Source organism: Sporosarcina sp. G11-34 (genome assembly GCF_026931025.1).
The window spans coordinates 373,726-393,111 of record NZ_JAHNZW010000002.1; the positions used below are offsets into that span (position 1 = coordinate 373,726).

General features: G+C 39.9%; 15 protein-coding genes. 14 read left to right on the forward strand and 1 reads right to left on the reverse strand.

Features of this window, described 5'->3' with window-relative positions:
* Positions 1–51 precede the first annotated feature (51 nt).
* The 8 genes from KSU66_RS03805 (at position 52) to KSU66_RS03840 (ending at position 10,222) form a co-directional block, all read left to right on the forward strand.
* On the forward strand, positions 52–1,416 hold the full coding sequence (locus KSU66_RS03805; protein ID WP_269050084.1) for an allantoinase: 1,365 nt from the start codon (positions 52–54) through the stop codon (positions 1,414–1,416).
* A gap of 316 nt (positions 1,417–1,732) precedes the next feature.
* Positions 1,733–2,962, forward strand: a complete 1,230-nt coding sequence (gene allC / locus KSU66_RS03810; protein ID WP_443028934.1) for an allantoate deiminase — start codon at positions 1,733–1,735, stop codon at positions 2,960–2,962.
* 25 nt (positions 2,963–2,987) lie between these two features.
* Positions 2,988–3,752 (forward strand): (S)-ureidoglycine aminohydrolase, encoded by a 765-nt coding sequence (gene allE / locus KSU66_RS03815; protein WP_269050086.1) that lies wholly within the window; start codon positions 2,988–2,990, stop codon positions 3,750–3,752.
* 36 nt (positions 3,753–3,788) lie between these two features.
* On the forward strand, positions 3,789–4,838 hold the full coding sequence (gene allD / locus KSU66_RS03820) for an ureidoglycolate dehydrogenase (protein ID WP_269050087.1): 1,050 nt from the start codon (positions 3,789–3,791) through the stop codon (positions 4,836–4,838).
* 40 nt (positions 4,839–4,878) lie between these two features.
* Positions 4,879–5,265 carry a cupin domain-containing protein gene (locus KSU66_RS03825; RefSeq protein WP_269050088.1) on the forward strand — a complete coding sequence of 129 codons (387 nt, stop codon included), beginning with the start codon at positions 4,879–4,881 and terminating at the stop codon, positions 5,263–5,265.
* Positions 5,266–5,401: 136 nt separating this feature from the next.
* A complete protein-coding gene (locus tag KSU66_RS03830) occupies positions 5,402–6,703 on the forward strand; it encodes a uracil/xanthine transporter (RefSeq protein ID WP_269050089.1) in 1,302 nt (433 codons plus the stop codon).
* Positions 6,704–6,785: 82 nt separating this feature from the next.
* Complete coding sequence (locus KSU66_RS03835) at positions 6,786–8,984, forward strand: malate synthase G (protein ID WP_269050090.1); 2,199 nt, start codon at positions 6,786–6,788, stop codon at positions 8,982–8,984.
* 71 nt (positions 8,985–9,055) lie between these two features.
* The gene (locus KSU66_RS03840; protein WP_269050091.1) at positions 9,056–10,222 is read left to right on the forward strand and encodes a pyridoxal-phosphate-dependent aminotransferase family protein; all 1,167 of its coding nucleotides are present in this window, start codon (positions 9,056–9,058) and stop codon (positions 10,220–10,222) included.
* A gap of 425 nt (positions 10,223–10,647) precedes the next feature.
* Here KSU66_RS03840 and KSU66_RS03845 read toward each other — a convergent pair whose 3' ends face one another.
* Positions 10,648–11,526, reverse strand: coding sequence for a glycerophosphodiester phosphodiesterase family protein (locus KSU66_RS03845; RefSeq protein ID WP_269050092.1), 879 nt, complete (start codon positions 11,524–11,526; stop codon positions 10,648–10,650).
* Between the two features lie 80 nt (positions 11,527–11,606).
* On the opposite strand from KSU66_RS03845, the gene KSU66_RS03850 reads away from it, so the two are divergent.
* From KSU66_RS03850 to KSU66_RS03875, 6 genes are all read left to right on the forward strand, one after another.
* Positions 11,607–12,740: an ABC transporter ATP-binding protein gene (locus KSU66_RS03850; protein WP_269050093.1), complete on the forward strand. Its 1,134-nt coding sequence runs from the start codon at positions 11,607–11,609 to the stop codon at positions 12,738–12,740.
* Complete coding sequence (locus tag KSU66_RS03855) at positions 12,737–13,639, forward strand: carbohydrate ABC transporter permease (protein ID WP_269050094.1); 903 nt, start codon at positions 12,737–12,739, stop codon at positions 13,637–13,639. Before KSU66_RS03850 ends, KSU66_RS03855 begins: the two co-directional genes overlap by 4 nt.
* 2 nt (positions 13,640–13,641) lie before the next feature.
* Complete coding sequence (locus KSU66_RS03860; protein ID WP_269050173.1) at positions 13,642–14,454, forward strand: carbohydrate ABC transporter permease; 813 nt, start codon at positions 13,642–13,644, stop codon at positions 14,452–14,454.
* A gap of 38 nt (positions 14,455–14,492) precedes the next feature.
* Positions 14,493–15,854, forward strand: a complete 1,362-nt coding sequence (locus tag KSU66_RS03865; protein WP_443028935.1) for an ABC transporter substrate-binding protein — start codon at positions 14,493–14,495, stop codon at positions 15,852–15,854.
* Between the two features lie 339 nt (positions 15,855–16,193).
* Entirely contained in the window at positions 16,194–17,198 is a 1,005-nt protein-coding gene (locus KSU66_RS03870; RefSeq protein WP_269050096.1) for a TAXI family TRAP transporter solute-binding subunit, read from the forward strand.
* A gap of 197 nt (positions 17,199–17,395) precedes the next feature.
* The gene (locus KSU66_RS03875) at positions 17,396–19,357 is read left to right on the forward strand and encodes a TRAP transporter permease (protein WP_269050097.1); all 1,962 of its coding nucleotides are present in this window, start codon (positions 17,396–17,398) and stop codon (positions 19,355–19,357) included.
* The last annotated feature ends 29 nt before the right edge of the window (positions 19,358–19,386 follow it).

A 19,386-nucleotide genomic window follows, 5' to 3' on the forward strand; every position in this document is an offset into this window, starting at 1 on the left:
TGCTGCTTGATGTTTGTATTAACTAGGATAGAAATAAAGGAGGAAAAACCTATGGCTACGTATGATCTAATTATTAGAAACGGTAATATTGTAACGGTAGATTCGATTGTTCAAGGGGATATTGCTATTAAAGCAGGGAAAATCAAAGAAACTTCTGTCGGAAAAAGACTTGAAGCAACTGCTAGTAAAGAAATAAATGCCGAAGGTCAACACATTCTCCCAGGGTTAATCGATACGCATGTTCATTTTAACGAGCCGGGCCGAACCGAATGGGAAGGTATTCAAACGGGAAGCAGAAGCTTAGCAGCAGGTGGAGTGACAACTTACTTTGATATGCCATTAAACAGTACACCTCCAACTATTAATAAAGAAAACTTGGAATTGAAGCGAGCTGCTTCCGAAGAAAAGTCAGTTGTTAATTATCGCTTTTGGGGCGGGCTTGTGCCTGAAAATATTGGGGATATAAAAGAACTGCACAAGAATGGAGTTATTGGATTTAAAGCCTTTATGTCCCCAAGTGGGATTGCTGATTTCAATCATGTGGATGACGTGACGATTTTCAAAGGGATGAGCGAAATTGCTTCGATTGGCTCCCTGCTAGCTGTTCACGCTGAAAGTACAGTCATTTGCGATCAGCTCGCCGAAGAAAAACAAAGTCAAAATAAAGTATCCGCCAAAGATTTCGTCGAATCAAGGCCAATTATTTCTGAAATAGAGGCGGTAAGAAGAATTATCTCGTATGCCGAGGCTACAGGTTGTAAACTACATATTGTTCATGCGAGCAGTCGAAAAGTAGTGGAAGAAATTAATAAAGCAAAACAAAGAGGCGTAGATATTACAGTTGAAACATGCCCCCATTATTTATCTTTAACGCTGAAAGATTTAAAGGAGAAAGGCGGTTTGGCAAAATGCTGTCCTCCACTTCGAGATGAGCAAGAAGTGGAAGATTTATGGACGGCTGTTGCAACGGGCGAGATTGATGTTATTGCTTCCGACCACTCACCTGCACCGCCATCAATGAAAGAAGTAACAAACGGAGATTACTTTAAAGCATGGGGCGGCATTTCAGGTGCCCAGTCTACATTGAACGTTATGTTGACGGAGGGACATTTTAACCGTAAACTTCCGTTGGAAAAAATTGTTGAATTAACGGCTACGAATCCGGCTAAGCTATTCGGATTGTATCCACATAAAGGGACAATTGCGGTTGATAGCGACGCTGATTTGGCGATAGTTAATTTAAACGAAAGCTTTGTGCTGGAGAAAGAAAACTTATTATACCGGCACAAACAGTCACCATATGTTGGAAAGACATTCAAAGGTAATGTAACGACGACTATCGTCAATGGTGTAGTTGTCTTTGATAATGGAAAAATTACTGAAACTGAAAAAGTGAAAATAAGTTCTTTAAAATAAATATCCACATTCGAAACCGAAAAGGCTTAGGGGTTATCTCCTAAGCCTTTTATTACTCTGGATGAATAACGGGAATGATTTAGGGTTTACTGCACAAAAAGACAACGGTTATTTAGTTAAGTTGAACAAACAATGATGATGTTTTTAGTCAATTTAGATAATGACTAATTGAGTGAAAACGCTTAGAATATAAGGTATAAGCTTAATAAGGTTTAATTCGAATAAATTATACTTAGGAAACCAATTGAGGTTTGTAAAGTAGAAGAAAGGGATGGTTGAAATACAAGATTTGATTACAAGTAAAGGAAAGCTTGAAATTGAAAATTTGGCAGTTGAGATCCCTGAAAGACTTAATTGGTTAGGTAGCTTTGGAAAAGATCCAGCAGGGGGAGTTTCTCGCTTACTCTATTCAAAAGAATGGTGTGAAGCCCAGCAGGCCTTGAAAATTTGGATGGAAACCGAAGACCTTGAAGTGAAATTCGATGAAATCGGGAATCTGAGTGGAATATTAAAAGGTAATGACACAAGTGAAACGATTCTTACTGGATCCCATGTTGACACTGTAACAAATGGTGGTTTATATGACGGTCAATATGGAATTGTTGCAGGTGTCCTTGCATTAAAATATCTGAAGAAACATTATGGACAGCCGAAACGAAATCTGGAAGTTATCTCTTTAGCAGAAGAAGAGGGTAGTCGATTTCCCTATGTTTACTGGGGTTCAAAGAATGTTGTTGGTACTGCGGTCCGAAAAGACGTTGAAGCGATTAAGGATTTTGCCGGTGTTCCTTTTATAGAAGCTATGAAAGATTCGGGCTTTTCATTTAAGGAAGAAACAAGTGCTCCGCGTAAGGACTTAAAGGCTTTTGTAGAAATTCATGTTGAACAGGGCAATGTATTGGAAATTGAGAAGAAATCCGTGGGAGTTGTGCATAGCATTGTCGGACAAAGACGTTTTACGATTGAAGTAACGGGTGAAGCGAACCATGCAGGTACAACGCCGATGGGCTACCGTAAGGATGCTGTCTATGCGGCTAGCCATATGATCTATGAATTAATTAGTTCGGCGAAGCAACTTGGCGATCCATTAGTAATGACAGTAGGAAAAATGGAAGTCAAGCCAAATATCGTCAATGTTGTGCCTGGTAAGGTTATTTTTACTATAGATGTGCGTCATACCGAAAAAGATGCCATTGTCCAGTTTACTGAAATACTTACTGAAAAGATTAATAAAAGTTCTAAAGAACATGGAGTAGAAACATCCATAGATATGTGGTTAGATGCAGATCCGGTCCCGATGGATTCTAGGATTGTAGAAATCATAGAAAAACAATGCAAAGAAAATAGCTTGAATTATAAGCTCATGCATAGCGGAGCAGGTCATGATGCACAAATCTTCGCGGAAACGGTTCCGACGGCTATGCTCTTTGTTCCAAGCCGGGGTGGTATTAGCCATAATCCCGCAGAATATACAGAGCCTACAGATTTAGCTGAAGGCGTTAAAGCATTAATTGGTACTCTATATGAATTGGCATATAAAGAATAAAGATAAAAAAGGGGAGTTTTTAAAGATGGGATATCCTAACGATTTATTAACAAGCAGGTCAATTATTGAACATGGTAAATATGCATTAATCGCACCAGAAGGATTGGTGAATAACGTCGTTCCGGGGTTTGAAAATTGTACGATTTCTATTTTAGCTTCACCAAAGCTTGGAGCAAGTTTTGTAGATTATATGGTAACAATGCATAAAGACGGAAAAAATAGCGAGGGATTTGGCGGACAAGAAGATGTGGAGACATTTGTCTATGTTATTGAAGGGGCGATAAAAGCTTCTGCAGATGATCAAGAGTTCAACCTTGAAGAAAGCGGATACTTATATTGTCCACCAGGGACGAAAATGTATCTAGAGAATCTTGGAGATACCGATTCTAAACTATTCCTATATAAGCAAAAATATCGTCCGCTTGAAGGACGGAAGCCATGGGTAGTTTCAAACCATGCAAACAAGATTGAATTTGGCAATCTAGATGGTATGCATAATGTTCATCTAAAAGATCTTTTACCGTTGGATTTAGATTTCGATATGAACTTTCATATTCTTTCCTTTGAACCTGCGGCATGTCATCCATTTGTCGAAACGCATGTGCAGGAACATGGCGCTTATTTATTGTCAGGAGAAGGAATGTATAATTTAGATAATAAGTGGGTTCCGGTAAAGAAAGGCGACTATATTTTCATGGGACCATACGTACATCAAGCGGCATATGCAGTAGGAAGAGACAATTTAACATATGTCTACTCTAAAGACTGTAACCGTGATGTAGAACTATGAAAACGCTCTCATTTAGAAAGGTGGCGGGTGCACATAATGAAATTAACGAGAAAAGAGCTTACGGAATTAATCAAAACGAAGCTTAATAAAGCTGGATTAACTGAAGATCATGCGGAAGGTGTAGCAGATGTACTTGTTCATGCTGATGCAAGGGGGGTACATTCCCACGGTGCAATGCGTGTAGAGTATTATGCCGAAAGAATTGCTAAAGGCGGAATTAATACAAGTCCTGTTTTCAAATTTGAAAAAACAGGTCCTGCTTCTGCTATTTATGATGGTGATAATGGAGTGGGTCATGTCGTTGCAGATTTAGCAATGGATGAAGCTATTAAAATGGCTAAAGAAACTGGAATAGCAATTGTAGGTGTTAGAAGGATCAGTCATAGCGGTGCGCTCTCTTATTTTGTGGAAAAGGCGGCAAACGAAAATCTGATTGGAATTTCTCTTTGTCAGTCTGATCCGATGGTTGTCCCATATGGAGGAGCAGAACCCTATTACGGCACAAATCCCATTGCTTTTGCTGCTCCGGGAAATGGCGATGACAAAATCCTTTTTGATATGGCAACAACAGTCCAGGCTTGGGGGAAAATCTTACATGCCCGTTCAAAAAATGAACCGATTTCAGATACTTGGGCAGTAGATGGCAATGGAGAACCAACAACGGATCCATTTGCAGTGAATGCGTTATTGCCGATTGCCGGTCCAAAAGGATATGGACTAATGATGATGGTTGATGTATTGTCAGGAATCCTTTTAGGTCTTCCATTTGGAAATAAAGTATCGTCAATGTACGAAGACCTTACTGAACATCGAAATCTTGGTCAGCTTCATATCGTGATTAATCCAGAATATTTCACTGGCTTAACCAACTTTAAGCAAAGCATTACAAACACGATGACTGATTTGAATAATATAAAACCAGCTCCCGGATTTGATCAGGTTTCTTACCCTGGGCAGAGAAGTGCTGCAAGAGAAAAAGAAAATGAAAAGAACGGCATTGATATAGTTGACGATGTATATAATTACCTTATTTCAGATGTTATTCATAACGATGCGTATGACAATAAAGGTGCTTTTGCCAAATAAGGTAGACTGATAATTAAAAATACAAAAGAGGTGTTTAGGGATGGAAGGAAAAGCGACTTTGACAGATATTAATGAAATTATTGCGGAAAGAGTTTTTGAAATCGATAAGATAGCAAAGTTCGATCCGAACGAACCGCAAAAGAACTATTTCTATGAAACAGACAAAACAGTTGGGGCCATTTGGTGTCTAGAGCCAGGTCAGGAAGTATATATACACTCCCATTCAGATGTCGATGACATGTGGGTATGCATAGAAGGGGAAGGAACGTATTACCCCGATCTAGAGAATGAAATTCCAATCAAACAGGGAATGGTATTGTTAGCTAAGCCTAATCAAATTCACGGAATGCGTAATACAGGAAGTGTCCGTTTCATGTTTGTAGGATTTGCTGCGGGTACATTGCCAATGGATATAACAAGATACTAGAATTCAAACTAGCCCGTTTAAGTACCCTACTTTATAAATGTGATTAATATTTATAAAGTAGGATTCTACGAAGGCGTAGAATCTAGATTTTGCGAGGCAATCGTAAAGGGTTGCTTTGGGAGTGGTGATGATTAGGATGATGAAACAAGGAACTACATTAACTTTACTATCCTCATTTCAGTGGCTTTTCTTTATATTTGCCAATACGGTTGTTGTTCCGATTTCCGTAGGAGCTGCGTTCCATCTTCCAGCGGAAACAGTTGAAATGACGATAAGATACTCCTTCATATTTACGGGACTTGCTTGTATTTTACAAGCTTGGATTGGGCATCGTTTTCCTTTGTTAGAGGGACATTCGGGACTAATGTGGGGATTATTATTAAATATGGGGATTTCCGCTTCTGCACTTGGATTGGATTTTGCAACTGTTGGGGGCGGTATTGCAACAGGGATCCTTCTGGCAGGAGCGGTAACCATTCTGATTGCAGTATTCAATCTTATTTCTGCTGTACAGAAAATAATTACGCCAATGGTGATAAGTGTTTATATATTCTTACTGACATTTCACCTTGTTTTTATATTCTTCAAAGGAATGTTTAAAGTAAGTGGGAATGGAACAATCGATCTTCCAGTTAGTTTATTCTCAATTGGTGTTGTTATTTTCGTGAGTTTGTTAAAAATTAAGGGCGGAAAAGGAATTGGTAACTTTTCCATCCTTATTGGCATTATAGTAGGGTGGTTATTATATCGAATTGTTTTTCCATCCGATCTTCCAGTGTCAAGTTCCGGCGATATAGCATTCAGCTTCTTTCCTTTCGGGGCACCTAACTTGGAGCTAGGAATTATTTTTGTTGCATTTATAGCAGGCTTGTTGAATTTAACGAACACCTTTGCCTCAATTGAGGCCGCCGCTGCTTTATACAAAGAAAAGGTAGAACATAACCAATATAGAAGATCCATTTTTGTAACGGGTACTTTGGCGCTCGTTTCCGCAGTTTTTGGTTTGGTTCCTTATACTCCGTTTACATCTACGATAGGTTTTTTAGAAAGTACAAATTTACTAAAAAGAGCCCCATTTATTATTAGTGGATTCATGTTCATGGTGCTCGGACTTATTCCGCCGTTTGTAAGCTTTTTAGGAACTATGCCATTAACAGTTGGTAATGCTGTTTTATTCGTTGCTTACCTTCAATTATTTGGAACTTCATTAAATAGCTTAAAGGGGACTCTCTTTAACTCTGTAACAATATTTCGCTTGGCAGGTCCAGTACTAATCGGTGTTTGTATTATGAATATCCCACCAGCCCAATTCGGCAGTGTTCCACTTCTTTTACAGCCATTAATTACGAATGGCCTAATTATGGGCGTTTTTATATCGATATTTTTGGAAAAATTCATTAATTGGGATAAGCTAGAGGTTAAATTAGAAGTCTCATAATAAGTAGAACATTTTGAAGTTGCTGTTTAGATTTAGCTTTGTCAAGATAATTAGTAAGCAAATTTTAAGGAGGATGTAACATATGCAAAATTATGTAAAGGTTGATAACCTTCAAGTTTCACAACTGCTTTATAACTTTGTTAATTCGGAGGTACTTCCCGGAAGTGGAATAAATCAAGAAAAATTCTGGTCTAATTTCGATGGACTTATTCATGAGTTATCTCCAATCAACAAGCAATTATTGGACGAGCGTTCGGAGTTACAAGAAAAGATTAATAAATGGCATAAAGAACATAAAACGAGTTTCAACTTTGGCGAATATAAAACATTTCTACAGGAAATAGGTTATCTTGAACCAAAAGTAGAAGACTTTAAAGTTTCAACCGAAAATGTAGACAGCGAAGTTGCTGCTCAGGCCGGACCACAATTAGTTGTACCGGTAGACAATGCACGCTATGCGCTCAACGCGGCAAATGCTCGTTGGGGAAGCCTTTACGATGCGCTTTATGGAACAGACGTAATTGGCGATGAGGATGGGGCAGAAGCAGGCAAAAGCTATAATCCAATCCGTGGCGCAAAAGTAGTTTCTTTTGCGAAAAGCTTTTTAGACAAAGCTGTACCACTAGCAAATGCAACGCATGCTGAAGTGCAAAAATACACAATCGTAGGTGGCCAATTAGCGGTCACACTTCAAAACGGTGAAACGACCCATTTGAATGAGGCAACGAAATTTGTAGGCTATCAAGGGCAACCCGAAGAGCCTGTAAAAATCTTACTCGTAAATAACGGCATGCATATTGAAATCCAAATCGACCGGAATCATCCGATTGGCAAAACTGACTTAGCCGGTGTGAAAGATGTCTATTTAGAAGCGGCACTTTCAATGTTAATGGACTTTGAAGACTCAATTGCCGCGGTGGATGCGGAAGATAAAGTGCATGTGTATCGGAACTGGTTAGGTTTAATGAAAGGTGACTTAACGGCGTCATTTCCAAGAGGCAATAAAACGGTTACACGTCAGCTAAACGATGACCGTACGTATACGTCACCGAATGGAGAAACAATTACTTTACCTGGACGTTCACTTATGTTCGTTCGAAATGTTGGGCATTTAATGACAAACAGTGCCATTCTTGATAAAAATGGTGAAGAAGTTCCAGAAGGAATTATGGATGGGGTTCTTACATCGTTAATAGCAACGCATAATTTAAAAGAGGATGTGTCTTATAAAAATTCTAGACACGGCTCAATTTACATCGTCAAACCGAAAATGCACGGATCGAAAGAAGTGGCGTTTGCCAATACGCTTTTCAATCATATTGAAGATCTATTAGACTTACCACGCCACACATTAAAAATCGGTGTAATGGATGAAGAACGTCGAACATCCCTTAATTTAAAAGCATGTATTCATGAAGTAAAAGAGCGAATTGCGTTCATTAACACAGGATTCTTGGACCGTACGGGCGATGAAATCCACACGTCTATGGAAGCGGGCGCAATGATTCGTAAAAATGATATGAAACAAACGACATGGTTACAATCTTACGAAACGTCAAACGTCGTTGTTGGGCTTGATTGCGGTTTACCGGGTCATGCACAAATTGGTAAGGGAATGTGGGCGATGCCCGATTTAATGTCCGCGATGTTAGAGCAAAAGATTGCTCATCCTCAATCGGGTGCGAATACGGCTTGGGTACCATCGCCAACAGCGGCAACGCTACATGCTCTTCACTATCACGAAGTAGATGTAAATGAAGTGCAAAAAGGGATTTCAAGTTCACAAGATTTACAAGATGATATTTTACAAATTCCATTGGCGGACAATACGAATTGGACAGCAGAAGAAATCCAATCGGAACTCGATAATAACGCACAAGGAATTCTCGGTTATGTCGTCCGTTGGATTGATCAAGGGGTGGGCTGTTCTAAAGTGCCAGACATTAACGATGTAGGCTTGATGGAAGACCGTGCGACATTACGTATTTCCAGCCAACATCTAGCCAACTGGTTACACCAAGGAATTTGTACAAAAGAGCAAGTCGAAGAAACGATGAAGCGTATGGCGAAAGTTGTTGATGAGCAAAATGCGGAGGACGAAGAATACCGTCCAATGGCTCCGGATTTTGACGATTCGGTTGCGTTCGCAGCGGCAAGTGACCTTGTATTCAAAGGTATTAATCAGCCAAATGGCTACACAGAACCAATTTTACACAAACGCCGAATTGAAGCAAAAGCTAAATATGGCACAGTAGTTAGTGAAGGGCTTTCAGCACGGTGACAGATAAGTAAAAAGCTCGATAGGTAAATAATCCTGTATAAAGTTTATTAAATAGAAGCGGGGGATTAATAATGCGAAACGAAGATATGTTACTTATACCCGGACCAACACCGGTCGTAGATTCTATATATGATGCAATGGCCCAGGAAACACGAAGTCATACAGATCCGCGGTTTACAAAGATTTATAAGCATGCGATTGAGCAAACAAGAGACATGTTTAAAACAGACGGGGAAGTATTTGTCATTGCCGGCTCAGGCACAGTGTCGATGGAGATGGCACTCGTTAATACAGTTGCGGCGGGTGAAAAGATTTTAGTCATTAGTCAAGGCTATTTCGGTGATCGTTTTATTAAATTAGGGGAAGCTTTTGGCATTGGAGTAGAAACGCTTCAATCGGAATGGGGTAAGCAAGTGACTCCGGAGCAAGTAAAGGCGAAACTGGACAGCGGTAATTTCAAAGCAGTGACAATCACACACGCGGACACATCAACGGGGGTTGCGGCTGATTTGGATGCACTTGTGCCAATTATTAAGAAACATGGTGCGCTCGTCATTTTAGATGGGGTCTGTGCAACCGCTGCAATGGAAGAGGATATGAGTAAGACGTACGGCAACCCGGACTATAAAATTGATGTCATTTTAACCGGCTCCCAAAAAGCAATTGGCGTACCACCAGGTTTGGCAATCGTTGCTTTCAATAAAACGGCATTAGCTGCTAGAGAGCAAATCGAGCGGGTACCGGCCTACTATTGTGACATTTATAATTGGATACCAATCATGAATGATCCTGGAAAGTATTTTGCCACACCACCAGTGAATTTAATTTACGCTTATGACGAAGGTATGAAACTGGTATTGGCAGAAGGATTGGAGAAAAGATATGAGCGCCACAAAGCATTCGGCAAGGCGGTAAGGGCTGGACTCGCTGTGTACGGTATGAAAGCATTGGCGGAAGAAGATGCCGCTGCTTCAACACTAAGCTGTCTTCTCTATCCCGAAGGAATTGACGACGCTGAATTTCGTGCTGCACTCGCAAAAAAAGGTGTCATCGTAGCAGGTGCTTTAGCCCATTTAGCTGGGAAGGCATTCCGCATCGGTCATATGGGAAATACGACGGAACAAATGCTAGAAAAAGCAGTTGAACTCATCGGAGACACATTGAACGAGGTAGGTCACAAAGTCGAAACGGCCAAGGCAGTTGAACGCTTCAAAGAGAAGTTATTAGCAATCGTATAAATTAAACAATGTTTTGAATAAGCCATTCCGGAATTAATCCGGAGTGGCTTATTTTGCATGAAATATTAACTTTAAGTAAATCAACTATTTAAAATTGTTGGTAAATGGTATAATAAATGGAAATTGTTTCAGACGTAAAATCAAATAAAAACATGTACTTATTTACTTATGAATAGAATAGCTATATGAGCAGATTTCATAATTCCCTATTTTAACTTAAAATACGAATGATAATGGGGTTTTAAGTTTTATTTTTCATTAGTATAGAAGGCGTTTCGTTGATTGGAGCGGAGGGCGGCGACTCCAGTGGGAATAGTGCGAGCTGAAAGCGTCCACCGGAAGCAGAAATCAACGGCCCGGTAACGAGACCATCATTGGACTTTTTAGGTTAGAATCTTTAATTCACCATATATAATAATCATAAATTACCTGTCATTCATACTATTTTGTTCGATTCGAATTTGTCTAGCCATATCGGGTCGGTCTGTAAATACGCCATCCACGCCAAAATCCATCATCGATTGAATGGACTTTTCATCATTGACGGTAAATGCGTGGACATGCAGTCCCCTCGAATGCATTTGCCTAACAAAGTTTTTTGTTAGACTAGCAGCATTTACACCGACTCCAGAGGCGTATTTTTTAAGTTCTTGTATTTCTTTTTCACCAAGTGTGGCAGTGTCTTTAAATGAATAGAGTTTTACTAGGGGAATGGAAGGCTCCATTCCAAAAACTTTTTTTAAACTAGCTTCATCGAAAGATTGGATAATCACCTTTGGAAGTGCATTATCAAGATTTAGAAGACCTGCCGATTGTAAGTTTTGTAGTAATTTCTTCTCAATACCAGGATAAGTAGAAGGGGATTTGGTTTCAATATAAAAATTGGCGGTCCCATCAAAGTGATCAAGCACTTCTTTTAGTTCGGGAACGCGCGTACTTTCGTAGTCTTCAGAAGCAAATACGGGTTGTTTATTATTAAAGACTTCACCGGGTAAGTAAAGTATGACTTCGTCGAAAGTTAAATCGGCAACAAGTATTTCCTTATCTCCATCAGGGATCGCTTCATCATGGAGTGCAATAAGCCTACCGTCTTTCGTCATTTGTAAATCGATTTCAATATAATCGGCTTCCATATCGGCCGCCATTTGGTAAGAAGTAATCGTATGATCGGGTGCATAAGCGGATGCACCGCGATGAGCAATGACTAAGAAGGGTTCCGTAGGAAGGGGCGCTGGTAGACTGCTTTGTTTTGTACAGCCTACGGCTACTATTAAAAAAAAAATACCGATAGTCTTTTTCAACATCATGAATAATCACTCCTAATGTATTGGTGCTTACTTAAATGGTAAAGCCGAAATAGATTATAAGAAAGGAAGGATTCCATATGAAGAAAGTAGAACTAATCGATATATCAAAATCGTATGATAAACAAAATGATGTTATTTCCAATATAAGCGTGACAATCGAACCTGGCGAGTTTTTTGTTCTCGTAGGTCCATCCGGATGTGGAAAAAGTACGATGCTTCGAATGATTGCGGGACTTGAAGAAATTACGAGCGGCACGCTTAAAATCGGTGAAACAATTGCAAATAATTTACCATCAAGTAAAAGGGACCTATCGATGGTCTTTCAAAATTATGCACTTTATCCACATTTGACAGTGGAACAAAATATCGCTTTTGGACTTCATGTAAAAAAAGTGAAAAAAGTGGATCAACAAAAACGAACGGTTGAAGTAGCAGAAATGTTAGGGCTGATTGATTATTTGAAAAGAAAACCGCGTGAACTCTCGGGTGGTCAAAGGCAGCGTGTGGCGCTAGCGCGTGCAATTGTCAATGAGGCACCGATTTGTTTGATGGATGAGCCGTTGTCTAATCTCGATGCGAAGTTACGGGCACAAATGCGTTCTGAAATTAGAAGAATCCAACGGAAGCTCAATATTACAATGATTTATGTTACGCATGACCAAGTGGAAGCAATGACTATGGGGGATCGCATTATGATTCTTCATGAAGGAAAAATTCAACAAGTTGGTAAGCCAATCGAAATTTATAATACTCCGGCGAATCCATTTGTTGCAACATTTATTGGTGCGCCAGCTATGAATCTTACGAATGCAATTGTGGAAAGAAAGTCCTCGGAACTGATTATTGGGGATGTATTGCGACTTCCATTATCTGCAGAAGAGCTTGCCATGATTTCGAGCGAGAAAGTAATTGTTGGAATACGCCCGGAACATTTGCAAACAGCGACTAAAAACTCCAACGAAAAAGGAAAATTTCATTTGGAAATTAGTAACGTTGAAATTTTGGGGAATGAAACAGTCTTTTCATTTACGTTTGGAGACAATGAATGGATGGCCAAATGGAGTGGCCAGTGGCATTTGGATATCGGTGATAAGATTCCTGTAATTGTTAACTTTGAATCACTTTGTCTATTTAATGAAGAAACGGAAGAATTGATCAAGCAGCCAACTGATCTTGGGAACTATATATTTGGCAAAGAGGTACTCATATGAATGCACCCTCGACGTTGGGATTATGGCGTAAGTCGGTGAATGGAAGGACTGCACTTCTTTATTTATTACCTTCGATTATTCTATTCTCAGTTTTTGTATTTTATCCTATGTTTCGAACGGTCTATTTAAGTTTTTTCTTAACGGATCAAGCGGGACAAGCAGCTCTTAACGTTGGTTTTGAAAACTACGCTTATCTGTATGAATCTTCGGCATTCCGAAACAGTATGAAAGCAACCGCTCTATTTGTTCTTTACACTGTACCAGTTGGTATTCTTCTATCATTATTCTTCGCACTTCTAGCAAATGAAAAACTAAAAGGAATCGGTTTTTTCCGAACAATCTATGCTTCAACGATGGGAATTTCAGTGGCGGCGTCATCTGTAATTTGGTTGTTTTTGTTCCACCCAAGTGTTGGTATGTTCAACAGATTGTTACATGTTTTTAATTTCCCCCAAATTCAATGGCTTCTTGACCCCGAATGGGCACTAATCTCTGTTTCTATTTCAACGATTTGGATGAATACCGGTTTTTCGTTTCTTATACTACTCGGTGGGTTACAAAATATTGACGAGCATTTATATGAGAGCTCCCGGATTGACGGGGCGGGATATTTTTACCGGTTACGTCGGATTACATTGCCTATGTTGTCTCCAACATTATTTTTCATTATAACAATTTCCCTTATTAATGCATTTCAGACTTTCGGACAAATTGATATTTTAACGAAAGGGGGACCGTCGCAGTCAACGAACTTAATCGTTTACTCCATTTACCGTGAGGCGTTTATTAACTATCAGTTTGGAACGGCGAGTGCGCAAGCGGTTGTGTTATTCCTATTTATTCTTATTGTGACGATTCTACAGTTTAAACTTGGGGAAAAGAAGGTGCATTACCAATGACAATGAGCCTTCCAAAGAAAATGTGGTTTTACTTGTTATTATCAGTCACGGCGTTTCTTGTTTTTTTTCCTGTGTTATATGCATTTATGATTTCATTTATGACGGGTCCTGAAATATTACAAGGAAGGTTCTTGCCTCAATCATTTAGGCTCGATAATTATATACGCGTGTTTGAACGGTTACCGCTTTTGCAATATCTTGTTAATAGTTTCATTGTTTCGTCCGCGGTGATGCTAGGACAACTTGTCGTATGTAGCCTAGCTGCTTATGCATTTGTTTTCATCCCGTTTAGGGGGAGTAACTTCATTTTTTTCCTGTTCATCTCAACAATGATGATTCCGTGGGAAGCGACGATGATTCCGAATTTCTTCATAATACAAAAATTGGATTGGCTAAATACGTATCAAGGACTAACATTGCCGTTCTTCGCTCTTGCTTTTGGAACGTTTTTACTCAGGCAACATTTTAAAACGATTCCGAAAGAGTTACATGAGGCTGCACAAGTTGCCGGTTTAGGTCGTTTCTCCTTTTTTTGGAGGGTTATACTACCCGTATCAAAAACAAGTCTTGTTACGCTAGGTGCTTATGGTTTCTTGACCACTTGGAATATGTATTTATGGCCACTTTTGATCACGACGAATAGTTCCGTACGAACGGTGCAAATAGGTCTGAAGCAGCTTCAATCACAGGAAATTGCAACTGAATGGGGGGTGGTTATGGCCGGCGTAATCGTAGTTATCATTCCAACGTTGCTGTTACTCTTCCTTGGACAAAAGCAATTGCAAAAAGGGCTTTCTCAAGGTGCGCTGAAATAAAAAAATGACAAAGAGGTGTTCAAAAGATGAATAAACTATTGAAATCGTCTCTGTTTTTATTAATGCTACTAGGTGTTCTTGTTATTGCCGCTTGTACAAATAGCGATAGTGATACGAAAAAAGATGATGACACAATGAAAGATTCTGAAACGACTAAAAAAGATCCGGGCAATGATGGTGAAAAAGTTGAAATCGAGTTTTGGCACGCAATGTCGGGTTCGGGGCAAGAATCATTGGATGCAATCGTAAAAAGTTTTAATGATTCCCAGGACAAATATGAGGTGAAAGCAGAGTTCCAAGGTAGTTATGAGGAATCTTTGACGAAACTACGCAGTGTTGGCGGGACAAAAGATGCACCTGCAATTACGCAAGTGTTTGAAGTTGGGACAAAATATATGATTGACAGTGGATTTATTGAACCAATGCAGTCATTCATTGATAAAGACAATTATGATTTGTCACAGTTAGAAGAAAATATTTTAAACTATTACCGAGTAGATGGTGATTTGTATTCAATGCCATTTAATTCATCTACTCCGGTAATGATTTATAACAAAGATGCATTTGAAGCCGCTGGATTGGACCCGGAAAAAGCACCAGAAACATTCGGAGAAGTAATTGGTGCAGCCGAAAAACTAAAAACAGATGACATGTTTGGATTTTCAATGCTTACGTATGGCTGGTTCTTTGAGCAACTGGTTGCAACGCAAGGGGGACTATATGTCAATGAAGACAATGGTCGTTCCGGCGATGCGACAGAAGCACTTTTTAACGGTCCAGAGGGGCTGAATGTTTTCCGTTTCTTAGATACGATGAACAAGGCAGGTACATTTGGAAATTACGGAACGAACTGGGATGATATCCGTGCGGCATTCTCGTCTGAGAAAGTAGCGATGTACATGGACTCCTCCGCGGGTGTCGCAAACGCAATTACCAACTCTCCATTTGAAGTAGGTGTTGCCTATATTCCACACGCAGACGAAGTGAAACGTAACGGTGTTGCTATCGGTGGGGCATCTCTTTGGATGTCAAAAGGAATTTCCGAAAATGAACAGGAAGCTGCGTGGGAATTTATGAAGCATTTGACGACGCCAGAAGTTCAGGCGAAATGGCATCTTGAAACAGGATACTTTGCCATTAACCCAGCAGCATATGATGAAGATATTGTTAAAGAAGAGTGGGAGAAATATCCTCAGTTTAAAGTAACTGTGGATCAGCTACAAGATACAGTACCCGGTATCGCTACACAGGGAGCACTCATTTCTGTCTTCCCTGAATCGCGTCAACAAATTGTTACAGCCTTGGAAGACCTATACCAAGGGAAAGATCCACAAGAAGCACTTGACCAGGCGGCAGAAGGAACAAATCGTGCGATGGATATTGCGAATAAGACGAAGTGAAACTACAACTGGTTGTCCTACAAGCCTTGAATAAATTGAAAGCACCAAAGGGATTATAATTTTCCCTTTGGTGTTTTTGCATGGGAAAAATCCCCTTGGAATAGCTACTGAACAGTGAACACCATTTGATTATTGCTAGGTTTCCACGGGATGTTCTTAGTGTCTGTTTTATCAATTAAACGGAATAGATAGAAAACTTGTTGCATATTGTGTGGATTTTAGTATAATTGATTACAAGCTTCTTATTGTGTTGATAGTGTCAACCTCTAAGAATAACTTGATTCCATAAAGTAAGCGCTTACACAAGAGAGTAGAAAATCTAACTGGGGGGGTTACAAGATGGAAAAAAGGAAAATACGTAGTTTATTGTTAGTAGTGGTCGGCTTACTACTAATTCTTTCTGCATGTGGTGGCGGTGGCAAAACGAACGTCGCAATCGGACCGGCTGCAAGTGAAACGAACAACGTTTCTAGAATGATTTTGGATGCTTATGGTATTGGAGAAGATGATTATAAAGCTTACCAAGAAGGTTTTGGTGACGCTGCCGACGGTGTGCAAGATGGTAATATCGATGTTTCAATTGGAATTCTTGGACTTCCAGCGGCAAGTATCGAAAGTTTACAAGCGTCTACTGGTGATGTAGTAATGCTTGGACTTTCAGATGAAGCAATTGCACATATTGAAGAAAATTCTGGTTACAGACGTTTAACGATTCCGAAAGAAACATATGACTTCATGACTGAAGACATTGAAACAGTTACGGCCTATGCTGTTCTTATGGGTAATACGGATACAATCGATGAAGAACTCGGCTATTTACTAGCGAAAAGTATGATTGAAAACGCGAGCGAAAATACACATGCTCAGGCAGTACAAATGACGCTTGAAAATGCACTAAGAGGATCTGAAGGACTCTTAATGCACCCAGGTGCGAAAAAGTATTATGAAGAGCAAGGTCTTACAGTTGATAATGAAGTAGCAGAACTAGCAGCGGATGCAAGTAGTCGTAAATCAGAATTGATCCTTGGAACAGGTAGTCAAGGAGGTACGTATTATCCTCTAGGCGGAGAAATTGCTAACCTATGGAATAAGCATGTTGATGGCATTAACGTAACGAATACGGAGACAGGTGCTTCGGTTGAGAACCTTTCAACAATTAAAGATGGGCATATGGATCTTGGTATGTCTGTACATGTTCCCGCAATCCAAGCATTGAACGGGGAAGCTGAGTTTGAGGGGAATGAAGTAACAAACGCAGCATTTATTGGACATATTTATCCCGAAGTTATTCAAATTGTTACTAGGGAGAAATCTAAAATTAAAAGTCTTGATGATTTGAAATAACTGGTGGAACTCATTAGTGACAGACAGATCATCGAAAAAACTTTAGTATGCCAAGCAGACTTGTGGATGATACGCAATATCATCTACAAGTCTACTTGAATATCTAGGAATAAAACGCATTGAAACACTTGAAATTCTAGTTTCAGTTTATAATTGTGGACTTTTTCAGTGGTTTTGTAATAGACAGGGGGGATTATATGAAAGAAAAAAAAGCCCTTAGTGCACAAGAAATTCTTGAAAAGTATGATAAGGAGAACCAATTTCGAACCCAGCTTGGAAAGTGGGCATGGGTCGTAACTCTTCTTGGTGTCTCACTTACACTTTTTCATCTATACACAGGCTATTTTGGAACATTGCCTTCGCAGAAACAAGGTGCAGTACATCTAGGTACGGCACTGGGGATTATCTTTCTACTGTATCCTGCAAAAAAAGAATGGATGAGAACGCAGAAAAAAGTACCATGGTATGATGTTCTTTTGGCATTTACAGCAATGTATGTGACATATCATAAAATATTTTTTTTCGATTCGATTTTACAAAGTCGAATATCAGGATATAGCCCGATTGACATTTTCATCTCAATACTTGGGGTTCTCCTCGTGCTTGAAGCAACAAGACGAACAGTTGGATTACCAATTGTAATCGTTGCAAGCGTAGCGATTTTATATGCTATTTTCGGGAAATATATTCCGACGCAAATTCTTTCCCATCCAGGGTTTACGGTTGATCGGATTGCACCGAACTTATGGTATAGGGAAAGTGGTGTGTTCGGTACACCTATTCAGATTTCCGCCAAATTTATTTACCTTTTCCTGTTCTTTGGGGTTATGCTTGTCAATACGCCAATTGGTAAGTTTTTCAATGACTTGGCACTGTCATTAACCGGTAGATTTACAGGTGGAACGGCAAAAACGGCTGTTATCGCGAGTGCGCTTCAGGGAACAGTTTCGGGAAGTTCGGTTGGGAACACGGTTGCTACGGGTTCATTTACAATACCAATGATGAAAAAGGCCGGATTTAAACCGGAATTTGCGGGCGCAACGGAAGCAGCAGCTTCTACGGGCGGCCAAATTATGCCACCTATGATGGGGGCAGCAGCGTTCATCATGATGGAGTATCTCGGTGTAAATTACGCTACAATCATGTTGGCGGCACTTATTCCAGCAATTCTTTATTTTACTGGTATTTTTATAGGGGTACATTTCGAAGCGAAAAAATTAAAGATTTTGGGGTTACCCAAATCGCAATTACCCGTATTTAAAGATTTGGTGTTAAAGAACGGTTATATGATTGTCCCACTCCTTGTTATTATTGTGACGATCATGTCGGGATTCACTCCACAACGTGCGGCACTATATGGTATTTTATCAGCTTTCCTTGTTTCATTTGTTCGAAAAGATTCACGCTTTAATTTACAACGAGTTGTGTATGTGCTTGAGCAAGGTGGAAGGGTTGCGCTACCGGTTATTGCGGCGGTCGCAACAGCTGGAATTATTGCAGGAGTCGTTAGTCTAACGGGGCTTGGTGCTAAATTTGCCGCGGGGATTATTGCGATGGCGAACGGTTACCTTATTCTTGCGCTTATTTTCACGATGATTGCTTGTATTATTCTCGGTATGGGGCTACCGACAACAGCGAACTACGTTGTAACGGCAACAATTGCGGCGCCAGCATTGATCAATGAATTTGGCGTTGCGCCATTGGCAGCTCATATGTTTGTGTTCTATTTCGGAATCGTTGCGGACATTACACCACCTGTTTGTCTTGCAGCTTATGCGGGCGCGGGGATTGCTAAAGCTAATCCATTTAAGACCGGGGTAACTGCGGTCAAACTTGCAATCGCCGCTTTCATCGTTCCGTATATATTTATTTATAATCCGATACTTGTCTTTGTAGATGTCACGATATTAAAACTTATATTCAGTGTAGCGACAGCCTTAATTGGAATGGTTGGTGTTAGTAGTGCAGTGATCGGCTACTTCATTCGTAACTCGAGGGCGTGGGAGCGCTTGATTATGTTTGGAGCGGGATTGATGCTTATTATTCCTGAATGGACGTCAAGTCTACTTGGATTAGCTTTAATGGTTCTTATTTGGTTCATCCAGAAAAGAAGACCTGAAGCGGAAGCGGAAGAAATTACGAAGGTAGTTCCGGCTTAATGTTTACTAAAAAGAAAAGGAAGGTCACC

Bases quoted from the DNA above. Each gene is read 5' to 3' on its own strand.
- KSU66_RS03805 (WP_269050084.1), top strand. From the start codon at position 52: ATGGCTACGTATGATCTAATTATTAGAAACGGTAATATTGTAACGGTA.
- allE (WP_269050086.1), top strand. From the start codon at position 2,988: ATGGGATATCCTAACGATTTATTAACAAGCAGGTCAATTATTGAACAT.
- allD (WP_269050087.1), top strand. From the start codon at position 3,789: ATGAAATTAACGAGAAAAGAGCTTACGGAATTAATCAAAACGAAGCTT.
- KSU66_RS03825 (WP_269050088.1), top strand. From the start codon at position 4,879: ATGGAAGGAAAAGCGACTTTGACAGATATTAATGAAATTATTGCGGAA.
- KSU66_RS03830 (WP_269050089.1), top strand. From the start codon at position 5,402: ATGATGAAACAAGGAACTACATTAACTTTACTATCCTCATTTCAGTGG.
- KSU66_RS03835 (WP_269050090.1), top strand. From the start codon at position 6,786: ATGCAAAATTATGTAAAGGTTGATAACCTTCAAGTTTCACAACTGCTT.
- KSU66_RS03840 (WP_269050091.1), top strand. From the start codon at position 9,056: ATGCGAAACGAAGATATGTTACTTATACCCGGACCAACACCGGTCGTA.
- KSU66_RS03845 (WP_269050092.1), bottom strand. From the start codon at position 11,526: ATGTTGAAAAAGACTATCGGTATTTTTTTTTTAATAGTAGCCGTAGGC.
- KSU66_RS03850 (WP_269050093.1), top strand. From the start codon at position 11,607: ATGAAGAAAGTAGAACTAATCGATATATCAAAATCGTATGATAAACAA.
- KSU66_RS03855 (WP_269050094.1), top strand. From the start codon at position 12,737: ATGAATGCACCCTCGACGTTGGGATTATGGCGTAAGTCGGTGAATGGA.
- KSU66_RS03860 (WP_269050173.1), top strand. From the start codon at position 13,642: ATGAGCCTTCCAAAGAAAATGTGGTTTTACTTGTTATTATCAGTCACG.
- KSU66_RS03870 (WP_269050096.1), top strand. From the start codon at position 16,194: ATGGAAAAAAGGAAAATACGTAGTTTATTGTTAGTAGTGGTCGGCTTA.
- KSU66_RS03875 (WP_269050097.1), top strand. From the start codon at position 17,396: ATGAAAGAAAAAAAAGCCCTTAGTGCACAAGAAATTCTTGAAAAGTAT.